The 26,539-nt window shown below is 43.6% G+C and carries 26 protein-coding genes; 11 read left to right on the top strand and 15 right to left on the bottom strand.

Features of this window, described 5'->3' with window-relative positions:
* Nucleotides 1–3 precede the first annotated feature (3 nt).
* Together HFV01_RS24930 and HFV01_RS24925 are read left to right on the top strand one after the other, a co-directional pair.
* The gene (locus tag HFV01_RS24930; protein ID WP_006621952.1) at nt 4–357 is read left to right on the top strand and encodes a hypothetical protein; all 354 of its coding nucleotides are present in this window, start codon (nt 4–6) and stop codon (nt 355–357) included.
* A gap of 3 nt (nt 358–360) precedes the next feature.
* Nucleotides 361–816, top strand: a complete 456-nt coding sequence (locus HFV01_RS24925) for a type II toxin-antitoxin system VapC family toxin (RefSeq protein ID WP_006668901.1) — start codon at nt 361–363, stop codon at nt 814–816.
* A 269-nt stretch (nt 817–1,085) separates the two neighbouring features.
* Here the strand turns inward: HFV01_RS24925 and HFV01_RS24920 are convergent, their stop codons facing one another.
* Together HFV01_RS24920 and HFV01_RS24915 are read right to left on the bottom strand one after the other, a co-directional pair.
* Entirely contained in the window at nt 1,086–1,829 is a 744-nt protein-coding gene (locus HFV01_RS24920) for a glycerophosphodiester phosphodiesterase (RefSeq protein WP_006621950.1), read from the bottom strand.
* 17 nt (nt 1,830–1,846) lie between these two features.
* Nucleotides 1,847–2,689 carry an alpha/beta fold hydrolase gene (locus tag HFV01_RS24915; RefSeq protein ID WP_006621949.1) on the bottom strand — a complete coding sequence of 281 codons (843 nt, stop codon included), beginning with the start codon at nt 2,687–2,689 and terminating at the stop codon, nt 1,847–1,849.
* 192 nt (nt 2,690–2,881) lie between these two features.
* Here HFV01_RS24915 and HFV01_RS24910 point away from each other — a divergent pair, with 192 nt between their 5' ends.
* The 3 genes from HFV01_RS24910 (at nt 2,882) to HFV01_RS24900 (ending at nt 7,294) form a co-directional block, all read left to right on the top strand.
* A complete protein-coding gene (locus HFV01_RS24910; RefSeq protein ID WP_006621948.1) occupies nt 2,882–4,342 on the top strand; it encodes a RecQ family ATP-dependent DNA helicase in 1,461 nt (486 codons plus the stop codon).
* Between the two features lie 175 nt (nt 4,343–4,517).
* Entirely contained in the window at nt 4,518–5,105 is a 588-nt protein-coding gene (locus HFV01_RS24905) for a type IV pilin-like G/H family protein (protein ID WP_228116452.1), read from the top strand.
* Between the two features lie 131 nt (nt 5,106–5,236).
* Nucleotides 5,237–7,294: a prolyl oligopeptidase family serine peptidase gene (locus tag HFV01_RS24900; protein WP_006668899.1), complete on the top strand. Its 2,058-nt coding sequence runs from the start codon at nt 5,237–5,239 to the stop codon at nt 7,292–7,294.
* 23 nt (nt 7,295–7,317) lie between these two features.
* On the opposite strand, the gene HFV01_RS24895 is transcribed toward HFV01_RS24900, so the two are convergent.
* The 13 genes from HFV01_RS24895 to HFV01_RS24835 all read right to left on the bottom strand — a co-directional run bounded on the left by HFV01_RS24895 (nt 7,318) and on the right by HFV01_RS24835 (nt 18,922).
* Nucleotides 7,318–7,794, bottom strand: coding sequence for a nucleotide exchange factor GrpE (locus HFV01_RS24895; RefSeq protein WP_006621944.1), 477 nt, complete (start codon nt 7,792–7,794; stop codon nt 7,318–7,320).
* A gap of 4 nt (nt 7,795–7,798) precedes the next feature.
* Entirely contained in the window at nt 7,799–8,170 is a 372-nt protein-coding gene (locus HFV01_RS24890) for a J domain-containing protein (protein ID WP_006621943.1), read from the bottom strand.
* 3 nt (nt 8,171–8,173) lie between these two features.
* Nucleotides 8,174–10,687 carry a tetratricopeptide repeat protein gene (locus tag HFV01_RS24885; protein WP_193520476.1) on the bottom strand — a complete coding sequence of 838 codons (2,514 nt, stop codon included), beginning with the start codon at nt 10,685–10,687 and terminating at the stop codon, nt 8,174–8,176.
* Nucleotides 10,684–11,214, bottom strand: coding sequence for a LysM peptidoglycan-binding domain-containing protein (locus tag HFV01_RS24880; RefSeq protein ID WP_006621941.1), 531 nt, complete (start codon nt 11,212–11,214; stop codon nt 10,684–10,686). Before HFV01_RS24880 ends, HFV01_RS24885 begins: the two co-directional genes overlap by 4 nt.
* Complete coding sequence (locus HFV01_RS24875; protein WP_008056588.1) at nt 11,211–13,424, bottom strand: Hsp70 family protein; 2,214 nt, start codon at nt 13,422–13,424, stop codon at nt 11,211–11,213. The genes HFV01_RS24880 and HFV01_RS24875 overlap by 4 nt, the downstream gene beginning before the upstream one ends.
* A gap of 94 nt (nt 13,425–13,518) precedes the next feature.
* Nucleotides 13,519–15,087, bottom strand: a complete 1,569-nt coding sequence (locus HFV01_RS24870) for a hypothetical protein (RefSeq protein ID WP_006621937.1) — start codon at nt 15,085–15,087, stop codon at nt 13,519–13,521.
* Between the two features lie 8 nt (nt 15,088–15,095).
* On the bottom strand, nt 15,096–15,401 hold the full coding sequence (locus HFV01_RS24865; RefSeq protein WP_315638732.1) for a hypothetical protein: 306 nt from the start codon (nt 15,399–15,401) through the stop codon (nt 15,096–15,098).
* Nucleotides 15,402–15,587: 186 nt separating this feature from the next.
* On the bottom strand, nt 15,588–16,322 hold the full coding sequence (locus HFV01_RS24860) for a class I SAM-dependent methyltransferase (protein ID WP_187757740.1): 735 nt from the start codon (nt 16,320–16,322) through the stop codon (nt 15,588–15,590).
* A 15-nt stretch (nt 16,323–16,337) separates the two neighbouring features.
* Nucleotides 16,338–16,538, bottom strand: coding sequence for a hypothetical protein (locus HFV01_RS24855; RefSeq protein ID WP_006668895.1), 201 nt, complete (start codon nt 16,536–16,538; stop codon nt 16,338–16,340).
* Nucleotides 16,539–16,602: 64 nt separating this feature from the next.
* On the bottom strand, nt 16,603–17,211 hold the full coding sequence (locus tag HFV01_RS24850; RefSeq protein ID WP_006668894.1) for a molybdenum cofactor guanylyltransferase: 609 nt from the start codon (nt 17,209–17,211) through the stop codon (nt 16,603–16,605).
* A 10-nt stretch (nt 17,212–17,221) separates the two neighbouring features.
* A complete protein-coding gene (locus tag HFV01_RS24845; protein WP_035759910.1) occupies nt 17,222–17,965 on the bottom strand; it encodes a HEAT repeat domain-containing protein in 744 nt (247 codons plus the stop codon).
* A 314-nt stretch (nt 17,966–18,279) separates the two neighbouring features.
* Entirely contained in the window at nt 18,280–18,747 is a 468-nt protein-coding gene (locus HFV01_RS24840) for a GNAT family N-acetyltransferase (protein WP_006621930.1), read from the bottom strand.
* Entirely contained in the window at nt 18,740–18,922 is a 183-nt protein-coding gene (locus tag HFV01_RS24835) for a DUF8624 family small hydrophobic protein (RefSeq protein ID WP_008056580.1), read from the bottom strand. The genes HFV01_RS24840 and HFV01_RS24835 overlap by 8 nt, the downstream gene beginning before the upstream one ends.
* A 198-nt stretch (nt 18,923–19,120) precedes the next feature.
* Between HFV01_RS24835 and HFV01_RS24830 the strand changes: the two genes are divergently transcribed.
* The 6 genes from HFV01_RS24830 (at nt 19,121) to HFV01_RS24805 (ending at nt 26,463) form a co-directional block, all read left to right on the top strand.
* Complete coding sequence (locus HFV01_RS24830; RefSeq protein WP_006621929.1) at nt 19,121–20,194, top strand: J domain-containing protein; 1,074 nt, start codon at nt 19,121–19,123, stop codon at nt 20,192–20,194.
* 88 nt (nt 20,195–20,282) lie between these two features.
* Nucleotides 20,283–21,629, top strand: a complete 1,347-nt coding sequence (locus HFV01_RS24825; protein WP_193520475.1) for a P-loop NTPase fold protein — start codon at nt 20,283–20,285, stop codon at nt 21,627–21,629.
* Between the two features lie 174 nt (nt 21,630–21,803).
* Nucleotides 21,804–22,661, top strand: a complete 858-nt coding sequence (locus HFV01_RS24820; protein ID WP_193520474.1) for a shikimate dehydrogenase — start codon at nt 21,804–21,806, stop codon at nt 22,659–22,661.
* Nucleotides 22,662–22,781: 120 nt separating this feature from the next.
* Complete coding sequence (locus HFV01_RS24815; RefSeq protein WP_006621926.1) at nt 22,782–23,390, top strand: hypothetical protein; 609 nt, start codon at nt 22,782–22,784, stop codon at nt 23,388–23,390.
* 89 nt (nt 23,391–23,479) lie between these two features.
* The gene (locus HFV01_RS24810) at nt 23,480–24,844 is read left to right on the top strand and encodes a flotillin family protein (RefSeq protein WP_006621925.1); all 1,365 of its coding nucleotides are present in this window, start codon (nt 23,480–23,482) and stop codon (nt 24,842–24,844) included.
* Between the two features lie 47 nt (nt 24,845–24,891).
* A complete protein-coding gene (locus HFV01_RS24805) occupies nt 24,892–26,463 on the top strand; it encodes a flotillin family protein (protein WP_006621924.1) in 1,572 nt (523 codons plus the stop codon).
* Nucleotides 26,464–26,539 lie beyond the last annotated feature (76 nt).

Below are 26,539 nucleotides of genomic sequence, written 5' to 3'. Positions count from 1 at the left end.
TTTATGGATACTCATAAAATTCTCAACAATCCTGAATCGAATCGGGAAGCTAATCAGGTTTCGATTCAAGAACAATTCCATCAAGAAATTGAACAAACCCCCGATGAAATTTTAGCGATCGCTTTAGAATTTCTACTATTTATGAGGTCTCGCGCCTCGGATTCATCAACGGCAAAAACGACAAAGGACGCATCAGAAACATCTAACAAACTGTCTCAATTACCTTATCGTCAAGCGTCCGGAAAATCTCTAGTAGATTACCAAGGAGAATGGGTAGGAGATGATTTTGAAGAATGTCTGCGACTGGTTTTAGATAGCCGTAGCCAGGTCAATTTATCCAACCATCAGCCATTTTAAAGTATGTATTTACTAGACACGAATCATTGTAGTTATCTAATCAAAAAAGAAGCGACCGTATGGGAAAAAGCGCTGGCGATCGGTACAGAAAACTTGGCTACTTGTGTGATAGTTCAGGGGGAACTTATTTTGATGGCTGAAAAGTCGGCACAAAAGACACAAAACTTAGCTAATGTCAATGATTTTCTACAATACTTGCGGATTGATCTGACTGATGAAACGACAGCGGTTATTTATGGGCAAATTAAAGCAGCGTTGTTCGATCAGTTTGCTCCGAAAGAAAAAAGCCAAAGACGAAAAACTAAAATTAGAGATATTGGTTTTGATGATAATGACCTATGGATTGCTTCAATTGCATGGCAACACAATCTGATTTTAGTTTCAGCAGATAGTGACTTTCAACGAATCCAAACGGTGCGGGATTTGACTGTGGAAAGTTGGTACAGACCAACTAACTAAACTTGAGGCGATCGCCTGCTCTATGTGGTCGGCTTAACCTAGTCAAATCGACCATTAGGTGGCTGAAATCAGACGCTGTAGGGGATTATGACCAGCATATTGACCTCAAAAACTGCCCCAATGATGATGAGGGAATGACTAAGTAAGAAGCTACCCGATGACCTAGTTTTGTTAGGTTACTTACTAAAAATAACCATCACCCAACTTGGCTTATATCTGCTGGAATAAGTAGGCGTAGCCAGGACAGATTATCGACATAGTAAACCTAACTAATAAGTGATATTTTTGATGACATTATCACCGATTAAACAGTTAGTTATAATCCGCTCAATTCCTAAATCTACTAATCTCTCAAAGTCTATAATCTTGTCTACAGTCCAGACTACTATATCAACTCCTTTATTCCGAGTTTCCTGAATTATACTAGGTTGGTCTAATATCACTTGATATTGACTACTTAAAATGGCATTACCGGCGGCTTCTGCTTTGCTAATTTGTTGGGGTAGTTGTGAAGCATTCACTACAAAATATCCCAGTTTTATTTGAGGATCTGACTGGCGACATTGCCATAGTAAATCTTCGTCAAAGGATGTTAAAATAGTGCGATCGCCCAAATTGGCTTCCTGAATCAGACCCAGGAGAGTTTTGATTTCTAAGTCCGACCATATAGCATGGGGTTTAATATCAAAATACAGCCATCCTTTAATCGATTTTAGGGCAGCTAATGCCTCCTCTAAGGTGGGGATACGTTCTCCCCTATAAGACTCCGCAAACCACGTCCCAGCGTCTAATTCTTTCAGTTCGGAAATGGTTTTTTCGCGGATAGTTCCGGGGGTTCCAGTAATTCGATTTAGGCTTTTGTCATGAAAAACCACAGGGACACTATCTGCGGTAATCTGTACATCAAATTCTATGGAATTTGCCTGATTATAAATGGCGGCGAGTAAAGCGGTTAAGGTATTTTCCGGGGCGATACTAGAAAATCCTCGATGGGCAATTATTTCTACGCTCAAGGTGACATCCTCACGGTCTAATTGTGCTGATTTAAAAATTCGGAAATGGTTTGATTGAAGGATTCTGATGCAACTAAAAACGGCCAGTGATTTCCCGGCACTTGTTTAATAGTTAGATTGGTGAGATACTTTTGATAGGGTTTTAATTGCCATTCCATACGATTAACTCCCCTTTCCGGTTTAACCAGCAGGGTCGGTAAGGCGATCGCTTCTGTTAATCCCGGAACTTTCATCACTTCTAAAAATATTTCATTGCGCGCGCTAATGCTAAACTTACTCCCCCATTTTCCATCGGGTTTGGCTTCCATGGCGGCGGCAAAAACTTGCTGTTGCTGAGGACTCCAACCGGAAAACTGACTCAATTCTTTAGCTAGGGTTTCGGCGGCGGTGAAACTCTCAAAAGGTCCCATACATTTTAATGAGTCTAATTTACGATACACTATGGGAAGGGTTAATTTTAGCAGCCCGGGCATTTTAGTGATGAAAATAGGATCGACTAAAATCATACAGCGGAAACGTTCGGGGTGTTTTTTTGCCCAAATAGGTAGTAATTTACCCGTCCAAGAATGACCTAAAATGTGGGCGTTTGACCAGTGATGGTGATCCATTAACTCTTCGAGATCGGCGATCGCGTCATCGAATGTATAACCGTGATCTGGTTTGTCGCTGTCTCCGTGACCTCTCATGTCAGGGGCGATGATATGATAGCGATCGCCCAGATCTTCTGCTAAACTTGTCCAAACTAGGGCATGATCGGCTAGTCCATGTAGAAGCAACAACGGCTGTTGACCGTTAGGGTTCCACTCTAAATAGGAAAGTTTCAGGGTTTTTAATTCTAGGGTTTGGCGAGTCGGTGACATAGCAGAAATCACAAATTTTGATTAAGGATTGGGAATTGCCCCTACTGGTGAACAAGATTAATGGTAATCTTAAATGAAATCATCAATTTTGGCAACTAGGCTGACTGCCTAATCTGGGACTGATAATTTTTCGATGAGCTAAAATTGACAACAGTTTGGTTATGTTTTCGCGCTTTACCCCTAATTTAACCCATGATTCCACCTTCTGATTCTAACACAACTGAACAAGTAAAAAACGCCCTAAAACGTTTTTGGGGTTATGATGATTTTCGCCCCCCTCAGCAGGAAATTGTTGAGGCTATTATCAGGGGTCAAGATGCGTTGATTGTTCTGCCCACTGGAGGCGGTAAATCTATCTGTTTTCAACTGCCAGCGTTATTAAAAAATGGCTTAACCATAATAGTTTCGCCGCTGGTAGCCTTGATGGAAAATCAGGTAAAAGAATTACACGATCGCCATTTAAGTGCGGGTATTATTCATAGTCAAATGTCCCCCATACAACGGCGGCAAACTTTACATCAATTGCAAAACAACAGCCTACGATTGCTATATTTATCCCCGGAAACTTTATTAAGTAAACCTGTGTGGAATTTAATCAATAAACCCCAGGTTTCTATTAATGGTTTGATTTTAGATGAATCTCACTGTTTAGTTCAATGGGGGGATACATTTAGACCTGATTATCGCCGTTTGGGGGCGGTGCGTCCCACTTTATTAAAACATAAACCACCAGGTAGCAAAATAGCGATCGCTGCCTTTACCGCTACCGCTGACCCCACTGCCCAAAACACTATTAAAACGGTGTTACAGTTACAAGATCCTCAAGAATTTATACTGAGTCCATATCGAGATAATTTACACCTTAAAATTCGCCGAGTTTTTACTCCCATGGGACGGCGAAAATGCTTGCTAAGTTTGATGAAACAACATCAAAAGCAAACCGGTTTAATTTATGTTCGCACCCGTCGAGATAGTCAAGAATTGACAGCCTGGCTGGAGACATTTGGCTATAAAACTGCCCCTTATCATGCTGGACTATCGGCGGAAAAAAGGCGAAAAATTGAATCTCAATGGTTAGAAGGCAAGCTGCAATTTGTGGTGTGTACTTCTGCTTTTGGGATGGGAATTAACAAGCCCAATGTCCGGTGGGTGGTTCAGTTTCAACCGCCCCTATTACTATCAGAATATATCCAAGAAGTAGGAAGGGCTGGACGAGACGGAAAACCAGCAGAAGCCTTGACTATTCTCTGTGAACCGACGGGCTTGCTGTACCCTGAAGATAGACAAAGGCTGTCGTTTTTACAAGATAATTTTCGCCAACAAATGATGACCGCTAAACCCTTGATTAAAAAACTTCCCCAAAAAGGCCATTTAGAAACAGTGATCAGTCGTTTTCCCGACAGTGCGATCGCCTTGTCTCTTTTGCATTCTCAGGGAAAATTAGAGTGGGTTGATTTGTTTAATTATCAAATTAAAGATACATCACTATCTTTAACTGAAAATTCTAACACAGTTGCGATTCGCCAAATGACTCGCTATTTTGCTACCCGTGACTGTCGCTGGAAATTTATACTAGAGGCGTTTGGCTTGGGGACAGAAGCACAATCATTTCGCTGTGGTCATTGTGACAACTGCGATCGCCATGGGTCTTAAATTAGTGGCGATCGTCAATCTATTAATGCTATAATTGAAGTTGACAGTGTTACCCCAATTTTATGCCATGATTAAAAGTTGGATTAAACGGCATCCTAAGCGCATCTATTTTTCATTTTTTGCCTTGGTCTTCCTAATTAGTTGTTTGGGAATAATAGCTGCGATATGGTCCTCATTGCTCGAGAGACGAGATAGAAAAAATGAAAAAGTCGCCAGAGAAGTCTTAACCGACTTACTGCAAAACCAAAGCCAACAGCTTTTTCATTACAATCGATTCACCGACAATTTAGATGCTTTATATCGCACAACATCTGAGGGTAGACCTGGGTATAACTTTGCGATGAATGTTAATGAAAACCTGGTTTTAATTGATGCTATACCTACCAATTCACGTCTGCCTAATTTTGCTGGTGCTGTATTTATTATTCCTGGAGATAACCTCATACAAACAGTGGCGGGAATGTGTAAAAGTCAGGATAAATTATCAGCGCCGATTCAATTATCACGGGGTAACTCTCCCGTGGTTGAATGTCCTGATGATTCCGAGTTAATCATTTCTTTGGCTAGTGCTTTATTGGCAGTTACTGATGAAAATGTTACTCAAAATTTCGGAGGAGTTTGTCTAGTAGATCATTCATCTAATCAGTTGCGTAAACCGCCCAGAGCAGATGCGATCGCCCCTCCCGAAACCGGCGAAAACAGAATTAAATGTCCGGCGGGTTCTTCTCTCAAAAAATCTTGGGTGATTCCCGTTAGTCAATAGCCCATCAACTCAGTATATTATACAGTAGATGATTACCCCAGCATCTCTCATATTGTTATGTCCAAAAGTTACCTATACCGAAAAGAGAAATCATAGGTTAAACTAGAATATTGTTGTAAAATTCATTAGTTATGTCTGATCTCAATCAACCCCTGATTTATCCTCATACCCGCCAAAGTGATCAAGTAGACGAATATCATGGCATCCAAGTAACTGACCCCTATCGGTGGTTAGAAGATCTGGACTCTGACGAAACCAAGGCTTGGGTAACAGCCCAAAATCAGGTAACATTTGATTACCTCTCCACCATTCCCAGCCGCCAAAAATTAAGCGATCGCTTGACCCAATTATGGAATTATGAAAGATATAGCATCCCTTTTCGAGAAGGTCAACGCTATTTTTACTTTAAAAATGATGGCTTACAAAACCAAAGTGTTCTCTATGTAATGGACTCATGGGAAGGCGAACCCAGAGTTTTATTAGACCCAAACCAACTGTCAGAAGATGGAACCGTTGCCTTATCAGGAATTGCCATTAGTGAAGATGGGAATTTAATCGCCTATGGTCTTTCCGCATCAGGTTCCGACTGGCAAGAATGGAAAGTTATGGATATTAACACCCTCAAACCACTCGAAGATCATCTCAAGTGGATTAAATTTTCCGGTGCATCTTGGACTCATGACAATCAAGGATTCTTTTATAGTCGCTATGATGAACCAAACGAAGAAACTCAATTTGAGGATATTAACTATTACCAAAAACTGTTTTACCATCGCCTAGGAACCTCTCAATCAGAAGATGTTTTAATCTACGAACGTCCTGATCAAAAAGAATGGGGTTTCAATGGATTTGTCACCGAAGATGGTCAATATCTGATTATTTCTGTATGGCGAGGAACCGACCCCAAAAACCTAGTCTTTTATCGCGATTTAACTAAACCTGATAGCCCCGTAGTCGAATTAATATCCGAATTTGAAGCAGAATATAGCTTCATTGATAACCAAGGAGAAACCTTTTGGTTTAAGACGGATTTAGATGCCCCAATGGGTCGAGTTATCGCCATTGATATTAACACCGGAAATCGCTATCAAATCATCCCAGAAGCCATAGAAACCCTGGAAGGAGTCAGCACCCTAAATAATCAGTTTGTTGCCCTGTACCTCAAAGATGCCCGTTCCCAGGTGAATATTTTTCACCTAGATGGAACCTTAGTCCGGGAAGTAGAGTTGCCGGGTATTGGTTCAGTGGGGGGATTTGATGGTAAACGAGAGGACACAGAAACCTTTTATTCTTTTACCAGTTTCACGACTCCTCCCACCATTTATAAGTATAATATAGTCACAGGAGAAAGTCAACTTTATCGACAGCCAACTGTCGATTTTAACCCGGAAGATTACCAGACCAATCAGGTTTTTTATAGCAGTCCTGATGGCGCAATGGTTCCCATGTTTATCACCCATAAAAAGGGCTTAAAATTGGACGGCAATAACCCGACAATTCTTTATGGATATGGTGGTTTTTCTATCTCCTTAACCCCCAATTTTTCGGTAAGTCGTTTAGTATGGATGGAAATGGGAGGCCTGTATGCTGTGGCTAACCTGCGGGGGGGTGGCGAGTATGGTCAACAATGGCATCAAGCCGGAATGAAACTGAAAAAACAAAATGTTTTTGATGACTTTATAGCAGCGGCTGAATGGTTAATTCACCACAATTATACCCAGGTAAATAAACTAGCTATATCTGGTGGTAGTAATGGCGGTTTATTAGTGGGTGCTTGTATGACCCAACGCCCAGAATTGTTTGGGGCGGCACTACCAGCAGTGGCGGTAATGGATATGTTACGCTTCCATAAGTTTACCATTGGCTGGGCTTGGACTTCTGAATATGGTTCCCCTGAAAATGAGGAAGAATTCCAAGTTCTTTATCGTTATTCTCCCCTGCATAATTTACAGCCAGGAACAGCCTATCCTGCTACTTTAATCACCACGGGAGACCATGACGATCGCGTAGTTCCCGCCCACAGTTTTAAGTTTATCTCAGCCTTACAAGCCGCCCACAGTGGCGACAACCCTGTGTTAATTCGGATTGAAACTAAAGCCGGACATGGGGCGGGAAAACCGATGGCTAAAATCATCGAAGAAATTGCTGATCAGTTTGCTTTTTTAGTGCGAGTTTTAGACATTAATTAAAATTCCCACTCAACCAGCCAGTATTATTCGGACTTGGAAACAATCACTTCCACCGGACGCAAAAGGCGATCGCCATATTGAAATCCTCGCCGGACAATTTTGGTGATCGTTTCATTTTCGAGGTCGGGATTAACTTCGCGATCGATAATTTTACACACATCAAAATCCGGTTTTTCGCCCTGAAAATCAATAGTGAGCACCTCTCGTTTTTCCAGGGTATTGAGTAATTTTTTATGAATGCTGCCGATTAATTGGGGAAAACGGGCGATCGCTTTGGGATCGGGTTGGGGGTTATTGTGCAAATATTCCATCAAAAAATCGAGAGAATCCACAACCTCTAGTAGTTCTAAAAAAAGCATTTCTAGCCGGGCAAATTCTTCCTGTTCTTTACCCATTAATGCTTGTTGCATTAAAGTTTTTTCTTGGAGAAGCTGCCCTATTTTTTGTTGAATCTCGTCACGAAGTTCGGCAGGAATTTCGAGTTTGCTTGCATGATTCATAATCTTAAATACTCAAAAATTGAATAAAGATTTTTTGTCCTAATTGTTGAGCCACCTCGCCGGATTTTTCCGCGCCAATGGCTGACGATAGATCATCAAATTCGGAAATCATCTCGAAAACTGGAATCGGTTTTTCAAGTTCCGAGAAATCCTGTCGCTTAAACCGCTGAATGGGTGGTAAAACCGGATGCAAATAATCAGCAATTAAACGTTCTTTGTCATCCATCAAGGCTTTTCTCGCCCTAGCAATTAAATCGGGGGAGTATTTTTTCCGCTTCATTGCCATCGCAAAAGCCTTGGTAATTTCAGCCTTAGATGCCGAAGGAGAAACCTCTAAAACCTGATAAGGGTTAGGATTGGGTAGTTGATTTGACATAATTTAATAAATTCCACATTGACGATAAATATCCACAAATTCGGGGTCATTGGGGCAAATTTGATGCGCCCAACGGGCAAATTGTACGGCAGTTTCCCCGTTCATTTTACCTTCATTAACTCCCGCAATTAAAATTTCTATTAACATAGCAGCAATATGTCGCTTCACTTTCTGATTATGGCAGTTTTTGGCGCGACGTACCGCATCATTTAAATTAGATGGCATCAAACCAATAATTTCATTAACCTCAATCTCAAATTCTAAGGTTTCAATGACATAAATTAAACGGGGGTTTTTACTATCGGTTTTTTGCAGTTCTCGAAGCTGAGATAAAGCTCGATTTTTATCAATTTTATGATGCTGTAAATTTTCGCAAATTTCTTGAATACGAGATTCAACCCAATAGCTACAGGAGGCTTCAGTTCCCAATAGTTGATACCAAAAATCGCTAAAAGCCAGATGGTCTGATAAACTGTTTAACGCCTGACGCTGAGACTCACATAAGCGCTCAAGTTCTCGATGCCATTCTGGGTGCGATCGCCATTCATTTTTGAGAGCATTTAAAGCCGCGATTGACTCTCGCCAGCGTTGTTTTTGCAGATAGTGAATTCCCTCGGAATAAGCTAAAAATTTTTGGGCAAAATATTCGTTTTTTTGAGAAGAGTTAAATTGGTAACTCCGAGAAGGTTTAAGTTGGATAGCGCGTTCTCCATCTCCGTCAAATGCCGCCGCCACAGCCAAACCCCAGGAGGTATAAAGCGCGGGCAAAATATTGGTTTCTGTTGATGCAGAATTGGAAGTTTGAGGAATCTTAATATTGCTAAATTGATGTCGATAGCGATGGTAACATCCCGGCAATAAAATTAGGTGATTAATTTGGGCTGCTTGATGGGGGAACTTTTTAACTAATTTCAGGGCGATCGCATCCAGACGAAATTGATCTCGCAGTTTCAGATACTCGGCTAAGTTATCGTCTTTTAAGCTATCGATCGCCGTTTCTAGGGTAGCCAGAAAATGACTAAAAATTTCCTCAATATCAATGGAAATTTTCGGCAGCCAAGGAATATTTTGCCAAGCCGGATCGCGCTCTAAATTCGCTAAAGCCGTGGTAGCAGCCACCACCCAATCCCGGCGGGTGTGGCTGTTAATTTGAGCATTATAATAGGTAGCGATCGCCCAATTATGCAGAGATTTACAATCTCCGTTTTTTAGCCAAACTTGTTCCGTGATTTGGGCAATTTTTGGCCAATCTTGACCCTCCCAAATTTTAGCTTCTAGGCGCGGCAAAATATGGTTATTGAGATTAGCTTCAACCACCGTATCTGAGCCGTAACTATGTAAAAATTGACGGCTCATAGCACCAGCATTGTCCAGGTTATTATCATCAACCAACTGTTGAATAGACAACATCAATTTTAAGCGATCGCGCCCCCTTAATGTGCGGACAATTTCCAATTGACTTTTAACTTGGGGATGGGATAGCGATCGCCATTCCACTTCAGCCTGTTGAAAATCACCCTGTTGGAGGTAAGCAAAACCACGCAGATATTTAATTTTTTCTCCTGAATGTCCCTGCAAATGTGCGATCGCCTGTTGCCAATTTGCTGTTTTTAGGGAAACAATTGCCAAGCGAATTTGGGTTTCTGTTAATTCCGGGAGTAACTGATATGATTTTTGGTAAAATGATATAGCCTGTCCTAAATTTCCCGACTTTTCCGCCCCAAGTCCTTGACTATAATAGTCTTTTCCTTGCATCACCCGGTTTAGTGTCCCCCGCAATGTTTGACCATCTTCGCGCTCGAACTTATCTAAGGCTAAATTAATCACATTTAGGGCGGCCTTAAATTCACCATTTTTCGCTAAATTTACCGCTTTTTCTAATGCTAATTCATACTGATTTTGTCCCTGAATATATCCTGAACAATCGGCGATCGCTTCTTCTAGCAGTGGAATGGGAAATAATGTTTTCGCTCGCTCAAAACTCAGTTTCCCTTTTTTATAATCTTTTTCTTGGCAATATTTTTGACCTTCTGTAAATAATGTCCTAAATTGATTATATTTCATCATTTTGTGTTCACAGCGAGCGATCGCCTGATTGACAAGACTTATATCAATAATTGTTCGACATTTTTTATATGTTGACAAAGCCTTTGATAAATTTGTCGTATCCAGCGGATCGCCAGCATCAGATTTTTCTAAAGCCTGAGCCGAAGCGATCATGCTTTTAGCAAATTTGATTTTCTGTTTCCACGAATTAATCTCTGACTTAAAATCAGTTAACAAATTTCCCATCAATAGCTGTCGCAGTTTTTGCTCAACCAAAGCCGGGGAATTTGACCATTTGCTAAGAGTAGATTGCCCCTTTTTAGTAGCCTCAATTAGCTTTTTTTTGGCAGCAAGTTTGTGGGCGGTTTTGATGTCCTGCTTAGTAACAGAAACTTTCTTAAAGAAATCAACAATTTCTACCTTAAACAGTGCGTATGTCAGAGCATCAACCCAATTAATAATTGCATTCATAGGCAGTATTCTGGTAAGTTTTGGATCAAAATCACTTCCCCAACTTCGATCTGATTTTCTCTACCTTTTAAATTCGGGTTCGTTTCGATTAATTGTGGCCAGCGCGACCCCTCCCCATAAAACTTGCGCGCAATTCTCGACAGGGAATCTCCCCGTTGAACCGAGTAGTAAAATCCCCCACAGGATGCCGGGCTATTTTTATCGATTTTCGGTTTATTCAGGGAGGGAAGAAATCGAGCAGTTTCTATAACTTCTGTAGGATAAACCGAGGCAGTTTGCACATCAGATTCACCCCTGATAAATCTTCCCAAGGCAATTCCCAAAAGTAAAATTATGATGCCCATTACCAACAACAACTGTTGGATATTTTGAGAGGATTTAGGGGCGGCAATAACCGCAGGTTCAACCGCCAATTGGGGGAGTTCTTGCAGTTGCCGAATGAGGGTGAGATCAGTTTCGCAGTTGGGGCAAATATTGCCCTCAATTTCGGCGCGACCGCACACCGGACAGGTGAGTTTAATCGTCATCGTGTCAATCCTGTAGCAATAGTTCCTGTGGGTAATTCCCGATCTAAATAGGGAATAATCTCAGCCTGGAGTTCTTGCAGCAGGCTATTAGCTTGGCTGCCATTTCCTTGCTGTAATGCGTTCAACAATTGATTAAATTTGACCTCCATACCTCCCGCTTGACTGGGGTTAAGATGGTGAATGCGGCCGATCTCCTCCCGAATTACCACAATCAGTTTGACGCTATCGGGAAGGTTATCAAACTCTCGTTTGCTATCTTCTATTAATTTTTGCAAGCTGGCAATATTCTTGCTATTCAAGGCTTGTTGCAGTTGATCTACTAAATTCCGCAACCGATATTTTTGATCTTCATGGATTAGCTGATCGCACACTTCCAGCGCTAATTCAAATCGCATTATGAAAATCTTGGCAATATCTAACTCATCATTAGCAAATTCTTCTAATTCCTTGAGTTTGCTTTCAGCTTGGTTAAGGCGATCGCGCTGCACTTGACCATTATAATAAATTTGGTTAGCCGATCGCACCACTTCCCCGGCGATTTCATTAGCACGTTTCACACCGATTTCCGTTAAGTTACCCGCCGCATTCAGTTGTTTAATTCGTTCCTCAACCTGGCGAGAAATCTCCTCATTAACTCCCCCCCGCGAGAATGAACAACTAACTTTAACCTGAGGATTATTCTTGAGAGCCGCCGTCATTTGCAGCGAGTTATTTTCCTCGTCAAGTTCCACCGTCACTAAAATTTCCGTACCTTTTGGATAGGGGCGATCGAGCGCTAACCACATATCCCCGATCCGCTCGTCTTGAAATCGGCGATCGAGTTCCTGGCGGACGCGATCTGGGCTAAAAAATTTAAAGTGAATTAGCGATTGTCCGTCCGCTTCAGTTTTAAAAGTATGGAACTTTTGCACCGGAAGAATATCGCCCTGACTAATGATTACAAATCGCGGCTCATCCACCAATTCAATGCAATAATCACGGGAAACAGTCGTGACTTTTTCCGTAAGTCCCGCCGCCACGATCGCCGCCCCTTCCGCCACCGCATACATGGGGCGATCGTGAACCACAACTTGATGTTGGGGGAAGGCTTGGCGGATTTTTTGTTGCACGATCGGCACCTGCGCGGAACCGCCAACTAACAGAATTGCATCAATTTGATCGAGGGGATAATCTGAATATTTAATCGCGTCCTGAGCAATTTTTACTGAGCGATCGATTAACGGTTCGATGCGTTTTTCAAACTCTTGGCGACTGATGGTAACTTGAATCGGAATTGCCATTCCCATTTCATCAATTAAATGTGCCGAGGTAATAATTTCCGCTGCACCTTGGGTACTCAGTCTAATTTTCGCCTGTTCCGCCTGAATTTTCAATTCCGCCAGCAGCCGCACTCGTTGATAATGCGGCATTTTTTTAATTAAGCGATCGACATTATCGAGGTTTTCAATCCGGGCGATTTCCTGTTTGGCAAATTCCACAATACAGTTATCAAAATCGTCCCCACCTAACCACAAATCCCCCGATTTGGCTGACTCAATAAATTGATTACCAACCGAAGTAATAATCGAACAGTCCAAAGTACCCCCACCAAAGTCATAAACTAAGATGGTACTCACCTCATCTGAGTCCGGACGATAACCATAGGAAATAGCTGCTGCTGTCGGTTCTGGGAGAAGTTCCCGGAGTTTTAATCCGGCTTTTTGCGTGGCGATTTCCGTGGCGTATCGCTGCTTATCATTGAAATAAGCGGGAACGGTAATTACAGCTTCTGTAATGCGGCTAGTTTGCCCCGATCGCTCCTGATAAGTTTGGGCATTACTGACAACTTTTTTAAGAATTTCCGCCGATATATCTTCCGGTAGATATTCCCGTCCCCCCAACCAAACCGATAGGCTATTTTCCGTCCCTTGGCTGGATTTATCAATCTTATAATTGAAGCGAGATAATTGTTGTTGCACAACCGGATCATTAAAGCCTCTTCCGATTAGTCGCTTGATGGAAATTATCACATTTTCGGTATCTCCATCGCCCAGTTGGCGATAGGCTTGTTCACCCACGATTAACCCATTGCGATCCGCCGCCACCACTGACCGGGTTAATTTGCGATCGGGCGGTGAGTTCTCAGCAGCAGTCACTACATTGACCTCAGCCCACTTAAAAGCTGCTACTGAATTGGTAGTCCCCAAATCTATCCCAACTATATTTCCCATGATTAATTTAACCTTGATTATTTATACTTTAATTGTCTTCCGCTATTTTGGCAAGTTTTATCCGAAAATTTTAACAAATCTTAACTATCATGATTTATCCAGTTCTTAATTTAGGAATATTGTCGCTCAAGTAAGGGTGATCACAGAGCAGTTTTTTGGCGATCGCCTGCTGTTTGAGAAAATGGGAGTCGAAGTCTTGCGGGTTGCTGCCTAGTCCTAACTTATACATCACTTCTTTGGCGGCAGTCGAACGATTATCAAATCCCATCGAGTCCGCAGTTAGGGCTGATAAAGTGTCCTGTTTTTCAAGATTTAAGGCTTGTCGCCAATAGGTTAGCGATGCCTCAATTTGTAATGCTGCTGTCAGGGCTGTTGCTAATTTTAAGGTTGACCAGTAGTGATTAGAATCGAGTTTTATGGCTTTCAGATAACACAAGCAACTAATCACTAAAGAATCGCGGGAATTTTTGATAATCGTTGTGGCTTCCTGTTTGGCGGTTTCCATTCCCACCACATCAATTGATATCCCCAACATTTTGATAAAATGGCGATCATAGTTGCCAGAAAAAATGCCATCTCCCCAGAATGAACTATAGCTGCGATCGTACATTTCTCCGGCTTGAAAAAAGATGTGAGGATCTTGGGATTGTTCGGCTTTTTGATAAAGTTTATAACCCTCTGGATTCAAGGTTTGCATTTTGGCGATCGCTGCATTATTTACCCTCCTCGGTATAGGGGGAGTCATCGGTTTTGGTGGTTTTGGTGGTTTCGGTGGTGGTGGTGCAGGTGGTGGTGCAGGTGCAGGTGGTGCAGGTGGTGGTGCAGGTGGTCTATTTGTAAGATTGGAAAGATTGGTCAAAATAGCCGAATTTGATTGAATGGGAATGGGATTATTGACATTATCTTGATATTGGTAATTAGGATGAACCCCAGAATTTAATCCCCATTTTTCATCGAGTTGATAAATGGCGAACGGCGCAGCCCATACCCTTTTGAAGGCAGTATAAAATAAATGCAATACCCAACGTAAAAATATATTTAATAGTGAAACTGATATGATTACAGCTATAAAAGTCCCGAATCCATTCATTAAACTCGCTAATACCCAGAAAATGCTCATCAATACTGACATCCAAAATGCGAGCCAAGCATAAATATATAAGACAAACACAAACCAGATGGCGAAATAAGCTGCTAGTTTTGCTTTCCGTTTCAGAAAATAAGCAGTTAGAAAATATGGTGATATATTCGATAGTAAAAATAAAGGCAGAAGAATTACCCCAGCACCTACCTCATTGATGGCGAATAAAGACAGAAGGAATACTAAGCCAACAATACCAGCCCCAATTTTCCAGATGTTCGTAAAGATGTTATAAGCCTTTTTGAGTTGAGTTTCAGGATCGGTTTCGGAACCGGGAACCGGTCGATCGCGCCACAGAATTTGTAAATACCAAAAAATAAAGTCACGAATCAGCTTAACTTTAATTTGCGTGCCGTCTTTCAAATCAAAGCATTGTCCGTCTTTGATAGCTTGAGGATTGACAAATTTACCGAGTTCCCGTCCATCTAAATAAATGGTAAAATTTTGCCATCCCTTCTCCCAGGAAACAACCAATCTTTCGGGTCCCCCTGGTTGTAGTGCATATTGCTCTTTAAACACCATTCAAACCCTCAAATAAAATAATTGTTTCCTTGGTCCTGCGAATCTAAAAAGCTGTTGTGTCGTGGCGTTTGGCTGAATAGAAAAACCTCCCCGATCAGATCGCCAAGTTTGGTGAATTGATCACACAACTGACCGAGGGGAGGTGAATCATCAGAAGCGGGGGAATTTTCACAGAGGAGATATTCGCCACTTTTGACGATCGCCGAAAATGCGATCGCCGATAGTATCAGACCCAAAATCGTCCTGTGGCTGATGGTTTTCATCTCCTGGTCACCTGGGAGATGTGGTCGCGCGCGCCAACTGGAATAGACCATTGCTCACCTTTGCTCGAATGTTCTATGGAGTTATCGACAAATTTCGCAGGTTTTACGCAATCGTCATATTTCTTTACAAACTGAGCGATCGCCGCAGAGGTCAATCACCCCAAAACCCCTTATCCCCCAATTTGGGCAAATCTGTTAACTTAGTGATGGCATAGCAGCCACTAACTTACGGAATAACTAAAATCTGACCTTATACATTTCCCACAATTCCCCCGACTGTTTTTTAACAATCTTAGCCCCAGCTTTTTTAATCAAACTTTCCCAATTTTCCAGAGATTCTAAATAAACCTCCGTTCCCAAATAAGTCTCTAAAATCGCCCAATCTTCTGCTAGGGGTAGTTCCCCATTGAGGATATCAAATACCAAAATTCCCTGTGGTTTTAAGACTCGTTTAACCTCCGCCATAACTTCTAGCCAATATTCCTGGGGATAGTAACAACTAAAGCCAGTGGCTATAGCTAAATCAAACTTTCCAGTTTCGTACTGTAACTGGTGAGCGGGGGCTAGTTCAACCCCCTTAAATAACTTAGAATTTAACTGAGGACTTCGGGAATTCAAACCATCTCTAGCCACGGAACTAATTTCTTGACCATGAAATAAAGCATTCCATTCTCGCCAGGGATAAATTAAAAAACTTACTCCGCAACCAATATCTAAACAATATTGATTTTTCTGAGGTTTGGCTAACTCCCAAAATGGGGAAGTGAGTTTTTGTTGGAGAGTTCCCGAAATGCGATCGCGAAAAATCGGCATATTTTCGACTTCTTCGGGGAGTTCAAAAGGTTCGCCTTGATATTCCTGGTTAAAACGGCGGGCTACGGAAGTAATTTGGGACTGCCACTGGTCAGCAGTCCCGCCAGTTGATAATCCGAAAAATCCCAAGGAAGGGTTAGAGTCTGGTTTTTTAGACATTATAGCTGATACAAATTAGCGCTTCGAGCCTTTTAGAGCTTTAGAAAAGTTTTGGCGATAGGAACGATTAGCGATCAACAAAATCGGCCATAATAATGATAATGAGACACGATTTCCAAAACTCTTTTCAAAGTTGGTGCGCCCAAACCCAGACCAAAACTTCCAGACTCCACCAACATAGACGATTAATAGTGCGATCGGAATTAGGACATTCATAATATGACTCTGCTTGCCTAATTTAAGTGGTATTAGCGATTATCTGTCATCTTATCAGAAATTATCAAAGGTCTGCAGATGTTCCCTCAGATGCGATCGCCCTCAAATCTTCTGGGGTGTTACAATTGAGGAGCATCTGGGATTCTACAGTTACGACTGATATGGGTGTTACGGGAACCTGATCTAGCCACCGTTGCAGCGATCGCTCTCCAGTTGCCATAAATTCCTGTAAAGATTCTAAAGCCTGGTGGCGGTAGAATCCACAGAGAGGTTCCCACCGCGACCCATGACGGGGAATCATAGCCAAATGGGATGGTGGGACCACAGTTAACTGCTCCTTCCAGCCTCGCAAAATATCGGGTTGTAGTTGAGGTAAATCGCAAGCCAGCAACAATAGCCAAAGACAGTCAATTTGACTCAACCCAGTAGCCAAAGCCACCATTGGACCCTGACCGGGGTTAGTTTCCATCAGCAAATTATAACTAGCCCCCACAGCCTGGTAACGTTCTGGCCAAGGTGTTAATACATAGACCTGCTGAGAACAACTCCCCGCCGCCTCAACCACCCGGCGCAGTAGGGGAACCCCCGCCACGGGAATTAAAGCCTTATCCCGACCCATGCGAGAACTACGTCCCCCCGCCAGAATTAAAGCCGCCAGGAAATTATCAGCCATTCCCAAAGACCTAAATTAAGCCATCAATCTTTAACTCTTCAATAATTTGTAACCCGCGCGGATCACCAACCCGTAGCAGAGAAGACTTAGCATCATCGCGGACACTCAAATCCTCATCCTCCTCTAGGGCTTCAATTAAGGCATCGATCGCCCCAGCATAGACGACATTAGAAGGTAATTCCCGGCTTAACTGTCCCAAAGACCAAGCGCAGTTACTGCGAACCGCAGCCACCTCATCCCCACGCAAAGCCTCAATCACGGGGGGAATAGCTTTGACCACCCCATCATATCCCACCTTAGCCATTTGACCCAAAGAACTAGCCGCCCAGAGTCTCACGGCGGGAATATCAGTTTTAATAGCCTCTAGGAGAGTATCTAAAGCCCTCGGATCGCGACAATTTCCCAAAGCCCAAACCAACCCCTTGCGGACATAACCATTCCAATCGGAATTATATTGTTTAATTAGGGCTTCCACGGCATCCGGGCTAGGATTACGCCCCAAAGCATAGGCGACGCTTACCCGCACGAGGGGGCAGGAGTCCTCTAGTAAACTTATCAAAGGTGCGATCGCCCGTTGGTCTTGAAGTTCACAAAAAGCCCGCGCCGCAATCATCCGGTGTTGCGGTTCCGGGGACTCAAGCAACGGCAACATTTCCTCTGGATCTGGCTTAGGGGCTTCTTCCTCTTGCCAATGGTCTAGGGGACTATCAGCGGTTTGCTCAAAATTAACTACACTCAGATCTTGATCCTCCATAATTTCGATTCTACCAAAAAATTGGTTTTCTATAACCCCCATACTAAATTGATAATTAGTTTGGCGATCGGGTGGGTGGGGGGTTTATCATACAGTAGCTGGGCCATGGGGTGAACATTTGCCCCTTCTTTCCGGGTCAAGGTTAGCGCCGCCTTAATCCTCACCCGCCCTAGAGCATGACTGAGAATTTACAATTGATAGTTATAATTGATATTTACTAAGATGCCTCAGTGTTCAATTGTCGGGTGATTATTTATATTATTTATTGGGTGTGACGCGCCCTCCCAAAATGTAGAGGATATCATTTATCGGATTTAGAGCTGCTTAACTAAACCCAAAGATTGAGGTTGATAGCCCAATTTTTCATACAAACTCAGAGCGGGTTTATTGTTAGTAAAAACCTGTAAACTGATTTGGCGATCGCCTCTGGTTTGAGTCCATTGTTCCCCATAATTCATCAAAGCCGCCCCAATTCCCCGTCGTCGATGTTCTGGGTGAACATAAACCAGAAAAATATGAGAAATCCGATCGCCTGTCACCTGATTAATAGCAGTTCCCATCCATAAACAGGCGATCGGGGTGATATTTGGACCGCCGGACATTTCCACCCACCAGAGAGGGGTTTGGGGTGAGAAATACTGTTCTACAGTGTTCGCCAGGTGAGAGAAATCCTGATCGGGGTACAATTCCCGATAGGTGCGATTCATGAACTTAACCAACAAAGAGCGATCGCGAGTAGATCCAGAACGGATAGTATAACCGGTGACCAAAATTTCAGACACGGATCATTAATTTATGAACAATGGGGGCCATCTCCCCTGAAGAGTTAATGACTCCCATAGGTGCTGGTGCTTGCATATCACCCGGTAGGAAAATACGCGCACTAACGGCGACCAAAGCCAACAGAAAAATCATAACCACCAACAGTGGCGCGATATATTGACGAAAAAAAGCCATAACGGGAACTCTAGCAGTTAGTTATCAAAGGGAAAAAATCTGAGAGTTAATTGTAACCCTGATTGACCAGAAATGCCAAACTTACAGGGATGAACCCAACATTGTGCGGGTGTCTGGCTGGGGGAGTGCTAAATTAGTGGAATGTCCTAATATATTCTCAGAATTCCATACACTACCGAAGCCCTAAAATTCCTAACTGTGGACGATATCGATCGCTACTATCAACTTCTGAACGTCAAACCTGGTGCTTCCCTAGAGGAAATCAAACAGGCTTATCGGACTCTAGCATTATTATGGCATCCCGATCGCTATCCGGCCGACTCCCATATTCAGTATCAAGCCACAGAAAAATTCAAAGAGATCAACTATGCTTACGATCGCCTCATGACCCTATTAAGGGATCCCAACTTCTCCCCTTACCCAGTCATCTCCCCGCCGCCACCCACCCCACCAGTAACCGCCACACCTATTCAGCGCCCACCAAGACCCCCGAAAGTCAATCCTAGCGAACCCGAAACCAGTGACGAACTCATCCCCTGGGGTTGGTTAACCGGGGCATTTTTCAGCTATACCCTAGTAGGTTGGATTTTAGGATATTTAGACATTTACCCAGGGACGTGGTTATTAGTCCCATTGGTTTGGGTAGGACTATCCCTAGAAGCCAGTTATGGTTCCCAGACCCAGTATCCTTGGTTAATTTCTCTGATGATAGCGGGAGGAATAGCGGGAGCGATCGCCGGAAGTCAAGCGGGGGGGCTAATTACCGCGATCGCCTGGGCTATAGCCGGAACTGCTTTAGGGTCAATTATCGGTTCCGATAGTAACTCACGCACGATTATTTGGGGGTTTAGCTTCACCGGAATTTTAGCGATCGCTGGTTGGGTAGCCGGGGCTGAAACCGGGAATGGTTTAGGATCTCTAATTGGGGGAATAATTGGTTCTTCGACTGGGTGGATAATTGGCATTATTTCTGATGCTATGTTTCAAGTCAAAAAACGCGGCGGCGTTGGTAGTTGGTTCGGATTTCAATTAGGAGCGTGGTTAGGAGCGTGGTCAGGAGCCGGGTCTGGGGCAGTCAGAGCGGCGATCGCCAACACCGGACTTGATGCGATCGTCGGCGCTTGGGGAGCCATTGCCATTATTTTTGGCGTAGTCGCGCAAATGGTAGCCGGGGAAAAATTATTGGTTTCCTTCAACAAATTTTATACCGCTTTGATATTAGTTTCGATTTCCGGCTTAGGATTGACATTAGGTAAACTTCTATCAAATTAACGTAAATTTTCTCCATAACCTACGGATTAGTATAATCAACACCCGAAAATTCAACTAGGGTCAAAATCTTTAAATTGAGTGGACAACAATGAAACTAGATTTACGCCAATTTTTTCGGGCGTGTAACCCCGCCAAAACCATAGACGTAGGGAACCCGGAAGAGCGAAAATATTATATCAATTTTTCCCAAGTTCGCGGAGGTACACTCATCGAACAAATTGCTCGCACCATTTCCCGTCTCTCCCCCGATAGCCCAACCTGTCAACTGTTTACCGGACATATCGGCTCGGGAAAATCGACAGAATTATTGCGCCTGAAAGCCGAATTAGAACAGCAGGAATTTCATGTAGTCTACTTCGAGTCCTCTAAAGACTTAGATATGGCTGATGTAGATATTACTGATATCCTGTTGGCGATCGCCCGTCAGGTCAGCGAAAGTGTAGAATCAATGAACATCAAACTGAACCCCACAGGCTTTAAAAACCTGATTCAGGGTTTACTTGATGTCATTAACACCCAAATTAATGTCAAAGCAGAACTGGCCATCCCTGGACTCTCGGAACCGGGGGAATTTTCCCTCACCGTCGGAATTGGTAAACTCACCGCTAAAGCCAAAGACTCCCGCGACCTGCGATCGCTATTACGACAATACCTCGAACCGCGCACTAATAATATCCTGGAAGCCATCAATCAAGAATTACTACTTCCAGCCATTCAACAACTCAAACAACAGGGAAAAGCCGGGTTAGTCGTCATTATTGATAACCTCGACCGGATCATGAATTCCAAAAGCGCCACCGGACGACCACAACCAGAATATTTATTTATCGATCGCGGCGACCAACTCAATCAACTTCAGTGCCATGTCGTTTATACTATTCCCATCGGGTTAATTTTCTCCAGCGACTTGGGACGACTAACCAGCCGATTTGCTAGTGAACCTAAAACATTACCCATGGTTCCGGTTAAATTTCCTGATGGTACACCATACCCAGAAGGTATTGAACATCTCCGAAAAATGGTCATGGTGCGAGCTTTTCCCGCTATTGACCTCAATAATTATACTCATTTAATTACTAAGGTTTTTGATAGTGCAGAAACTCTCGATCGCCTCTGTATTATGAGTGGTGGTCATGTCCGCACTTTACTCGCCCTCCTGTATAGTTGTTTACAACAAGAAGATCCACCTATTGTCAGGAGTATCTTGGAAAATGTCATCCGCCAACGTTCTCATCAGTTACTGTTGGCTATATCATCAGAAGAATGGCAACTCTTACGTCAGGTCGCCCAAACTAAAAAAATTATGGGTCTCAGGGAATATCAAACCCTCTTACGCAGTTTATGGGTCTTTGAATATCGCCATGAGGATGAATATTGGTTTGATATTAATCCAGTTATCGCCGAAGCCCATCAATTTAATCTGATTGACCTTTAATAGTTAGTTAGTATTAATACAGCTTGTTCGCAAGTAACTTAAAACATTACCCTCACCCTAAATCCCTCTCCTAGGCAGGGAGAGGGACTTTGAAATCGTATTACATGATTACTGAAAGGGCTGTACACCAATTTTATCGTAAAATGTTACCGATGTCAATACCGGTAAACTTTGATGATTAAAGGGACAACCAAACTATTAGGAATTGTTGGCTATCCTGTGGAACATTCTATGTCCCCAATTATGCACAACGCCGCGATCGCTCATCTCGGCGTTGATTATGTCTATGTACCCTTTCCAGTGGCTCCTGACCAGTTAGCATCAGCTTATCGAGGCTTTCAAGCTATCGGTGTTCAGGGATTTAATCTCACCATTCCCCACAAACAAGCCATTATTCCCCTACTAGATAATGTGTCTAAATTAGCCACAGCAGTAGGGGCAGTTAATACCGTTTGGTACAGTGATAAAGGTTGGAGTGGTACTAATACAGATGTAGCGGGTTTCTTGGCTCCTCTCAAGGATTTAAACTTCCCCAATTGGCATGAAAAAATCGCCGTAATTTTAGGCAATGGCGGCGCGTCTAGGGCCGTAGTCGCTGGTTGTGCTGAATTGGGAATGGCAGAAATTCATATCGTCGGCAGAAACCCCCAAAAGTTAGAAGAATTTAGGCAAAGTTGGCTACATTCTCCCCTTCCTATTAAGGTTAATGTTCATGATTGGCAGGAATTAAACCCCTTAATTAAACAAGCCGATTTATTGGTAAATACTACCCCGGTGGGAATGTCTCCCCATATCGATCGCTCTCCGGTAGATGCCGAAAATTTTGAGGGTTTAAAATCTGGGGCGATCGCCTACGATTTGATTTACACTCCCCGCCCTACCCGCTTTTTACAACTGGCTAAAAATCAAGGTGCTGTGGCGATCGATGGCTTAGAAATGCTGATTCAACAAGGAGCCGCCGCCCTGGAAATTTGGCTACAACAACCCATCCCGATCTCAGTAATGCGTCAATCTTTAATCATCGATAATTGAGCTATAATGGTAGGGGACGGGTCGGCTCTTCGGTGGGAAAACCTGCCCCTGGGGAATGGTGCAGTAGTACCGACAGATTAAGACCCTAGCAAGTATTTTTAGGTAAATGGGGACAAAATTATGATAACCCTATATATTGTCTGTCTAACGGTGGGTGGAGTATGTGTCATATTAGCCGCTGTGGAGGGATTAGACGGTGTAGAGTTTGAGGGCGAATTTGATAGCGATGTAGAATTAGAACATCGCAGGGATGATACCGAAAACCAGCCCAGCCATAGATCCAAAAGAAAAACTCTCCGGTTAAGGCTGCCTTTTGGGAGTGTGCGCTTCTGGACTTTTGGGGTGTGCTTTTTTGGGTTGACCGGAACAATTATGTCAGTTTTGAACCCCGACTTAACCCCGGCTTTTGTGGCTACAGCAGCGATCGCTATTGGGGTGTCCTGCGGAACTGCTGTCGTGTGGGTCTTTGATATTCTGCGATCGCAACAAGCCAACAGTTTAGTTCAATCCCATGATTTCATTGGTCTATCCGCCATCGTGGAAATTCCCTTTAATAGAGACAGTCGTGGAAAAGTACGCCTCAGCGCCGGAGGGTCCGTGCTGTATTTGAGCGCAATTACTGAAGAAAATCAGGAATTTTCCCAGGGCGATCGCGTTTTTGTGGTAGGAATGGAGAAAAATAAAGTTTTGGTGGTCTCAGAAGCATCCTTCGGTGTCTCAGAAGCATAATCGACAAGTCCAACGTCAGGGTAAGCGGATAGGATGACCCGACATTTCACCTTTTAAATGTTTGCTCAAACCCTTTTGGGGGAAAAACTATGAATCAGAAATTTGTTGCATCTTTAGACAAACAGAACCAAGAAATAGTCGTCTTGGTAGCCCAGGCACAAATTCCGACTCAAGGAAGAAACACAAATCAGCTAAGTGATCAGATTATAACTGCCCTACCCATAGCCCTATCAATTTTTGGAGTATTGGTTTTAATCTGGTTTCTCAATGTCTTTATGCAGATTTGCAAACCCAGTGAGGTCCTGATTTTGTCTGGTCGCAAACACCGTACCAAAGACGGACGGGAGGTAGGTTATCGGGTGATTTTTGGTGGACGGGCTATTTGTATTCCCATTCTGGAAACCGTCAAAACCATGGACTTGCGGACAATGCCAGTTCCCGTTGAAGTCAAAAACGCCTACTCCAAAGGGGGAACACCCCTAAATATTCAAGCGATCGCCAATGTAAAAATCTCCAACGATCCTGAAGTCGTCGGAAATGCGATCGAAAGATTTTTAGACCGCGATCGCTCCGAAATTTCCCGCGTTGCTCGCGAAACCCTAGAAGGAAACCTGCGGGGAGTTGTTAGCACCCTCACCCCCGAACAGCTTAACGAAGACCGCCTACGGTTCGCTGAACATATCGCTGAGGATGTTTCCAGGGATTTAGCCAGATTAGGATTACAATTAGACACCCTCAAAATTCAGAGCGTCTCTGATGATGTCGATTATCTTAACTCCATCGGTCGGCGCCAAATTGCTCTCATTGCCAGAGATGCCGAAATTGCCGAATCTAATGCTGTCGCTGAAGCTGAACAGGTAGAAGCCGACTGTCGCCGCCAATCGGAAGTCGCCCTAAGTCAAGCCAGAACCTTTGTCCAAAAGAAAGAAAACGAACTGCGGAAAATTCGCGCCGAACTTGAACAGCAAGCTAGGTCCGAAGAAGAACGCACCATCGCTGCTGGTAAAGAAGCCCGCGCTAGGGCTGAACAACTCCTGCAAACTGTCCGCGCTGAGTTGGAAAGGTTACGACTCGAAGCTGATACCGTCCTACCTGCGGACGCGGAACGACAAGCTAGGGAACTGCAAGCCAGAGGTAATGCGGCTGCTTTAGCGGAAAATGCCCGCGCGGCGGCGGAAGTAAACGACCTGATTAACGCAGTTTGGCAGGAAATGGGCGAGGATGCTTCGGAACTGTTCTACTTACAACAAATCGAGATGGTATTGCGGGAAGCTGCCCAAATTCCCCGCCGGGTTGGTCTGGAATATGTCAATGTGATTGATAGTGGAGACGGAGAAGCGATCGCTGGTTTGGTTCGCGCCTATCCGGAAATTTTCCGTCAATTCCTCGAAAGTGTCGATCGCACTTTGGGAATTAATGTATCTAGGACTTTGGGGAACACAAGCAGAAATTAAATAACAATCAGTAAATTTCATGGCAGCCCAACACAGGTATAGGAATTATGGAAATTATCATCGCCTTATTAGCAGCCCTAGGTTTAGGAAGCGGAGCCACTGTATTTATTATCCGCAATCTCTACTATATTTGTCAGCCTAGCGAAGTGTTGATTTTTGCGGGTAGTCGTCGCTCAACAGAAAATGATCGCACTGTGGGATATCGCCTGGTGAAAGGTGGTAGCAGCATTCGGACACCCCTGTTAGAACAAGCCTTTCACATGGATTTAACCAATATGATTATTGAGTTAAAGGTGGCTAATGCTTACTCGAAAGGAGGCATTCCTTTACAGGTTGATGGGGTGGCGAATATTAAAATTGCTGGGGAAGAACCCACAATTCATAATGCGATCGAGCGTTTATTGGGGAAAACTCGCCAGGAAATTGAACGCATTGCTAAAGATACTCTGGAAGGAAACCTGCGCGGGGTGTTAGCCAGCCTTACCCCTGAACAGGTCAATGGGGATAAATTGGCTTTTGCTAAAAGTCTCCTCGAAGAAGCTGAAGATGATTTACAACAACTGGGGTTGATTTTGGATACTCTCCAAATTCAAAATATTTCCGATGAGGTGGGGTATCTTGACTCGATTGGACGACAACAACGGGCGGAATTGTTTAGAGATTCTCGTGTTGCTGAAGCACAAGCTAAGGCTGATGCTGCTATCCGTACTGCGGAAAATCATAAAATGACTCAGTTGAAAAAGTTGGAAACTGAGGTAGAGGTATCTAAGGCGGAAGCTGAACGCCGGGTGGCTGATGCTATGACTAAACGGGCGGCGGTGGTCGCAGAGTCGGAGTCGGAAACAGCCGCTGAGGTCGCTAGGACTCAGGCTGAGGTCTCTGTTCAAAAAGAAAGGATTAAGCAGGTAGAACAGCAACTACAAGCTGATGTGGTCGCACCAGCAGAAGCGGAATGTAAAAAGGCGATCGCTAGGGCGCGTGGGGATGCTGCCCAAATTATTGAAGATGGGAAAGCTCAAGCTGAAGGTACACGACGGCTGGCTGAGTCCTGGAAAGCAGCCGGTCCTAATGCTCGGGAAATTTTCCTTTATCAGAAGTTGGAAGTCTTACTAAAAACTATGGCTTCTACTGTTCCTGAAATTACTGTTGATAGTGCTACTATTGTTGATGCTAATAAGGGGAATACAGCTTCTAAAATGGCTGCGTTTTTGGAAGAGTTGCGCCAAACTACCGGTATTGATGTGGCGACGGCTGTCCAAAATTGGGGCGGCGGTTCTTCTCAACCTCAACCTGCTTCAACAGCTAAAAATCTCAAATCTGCCCGCACTAATGGTCAAGCTGTACGCCGCACTAATGGCGCTGCACCTAAGCCAGAAGATACTACACAAAGCCTACAGACCGAGGTTAAACAACTACTTGATCATGTCGCACAAAATACTAAGAATAATGCTGAGGCTGAAGAGGCGATCGCTCAGGCTTTGCGACAGTATCCTAACCTCAAGCGTCGTTTACAGATGGTTTTCAAGTCTCAGGGAACTCAGGCGATCCGAAATATGTTTAATCACCCTACTATCTACATCCCTACCGCTATGCTGCAAATGTGGCTAGAACAGGATTAGATTCTATTCCCCCCCCTCTCCTCTAGGGTGGGGGATCTGTCTCTGGATCGGTCTATGCACAAAATGGCGTTTTTGT

This window comes from Limnospira fusiformis SAG 85.79, from assembly GCF_012516315.1.
In the GTDB taxonomy this organism is placed as follows: domain Bacteria; phylum Cyanobacteriota; class Cyanobacteriia; order Cyanobacteriales; family Microcoleaceae; genus Limnospira; species Limnospira fusiformis.
Note: the sequence above shows the minus strand (reverse complement) of the source record. Positions and strands in the feature narration are given on the sequence as shown.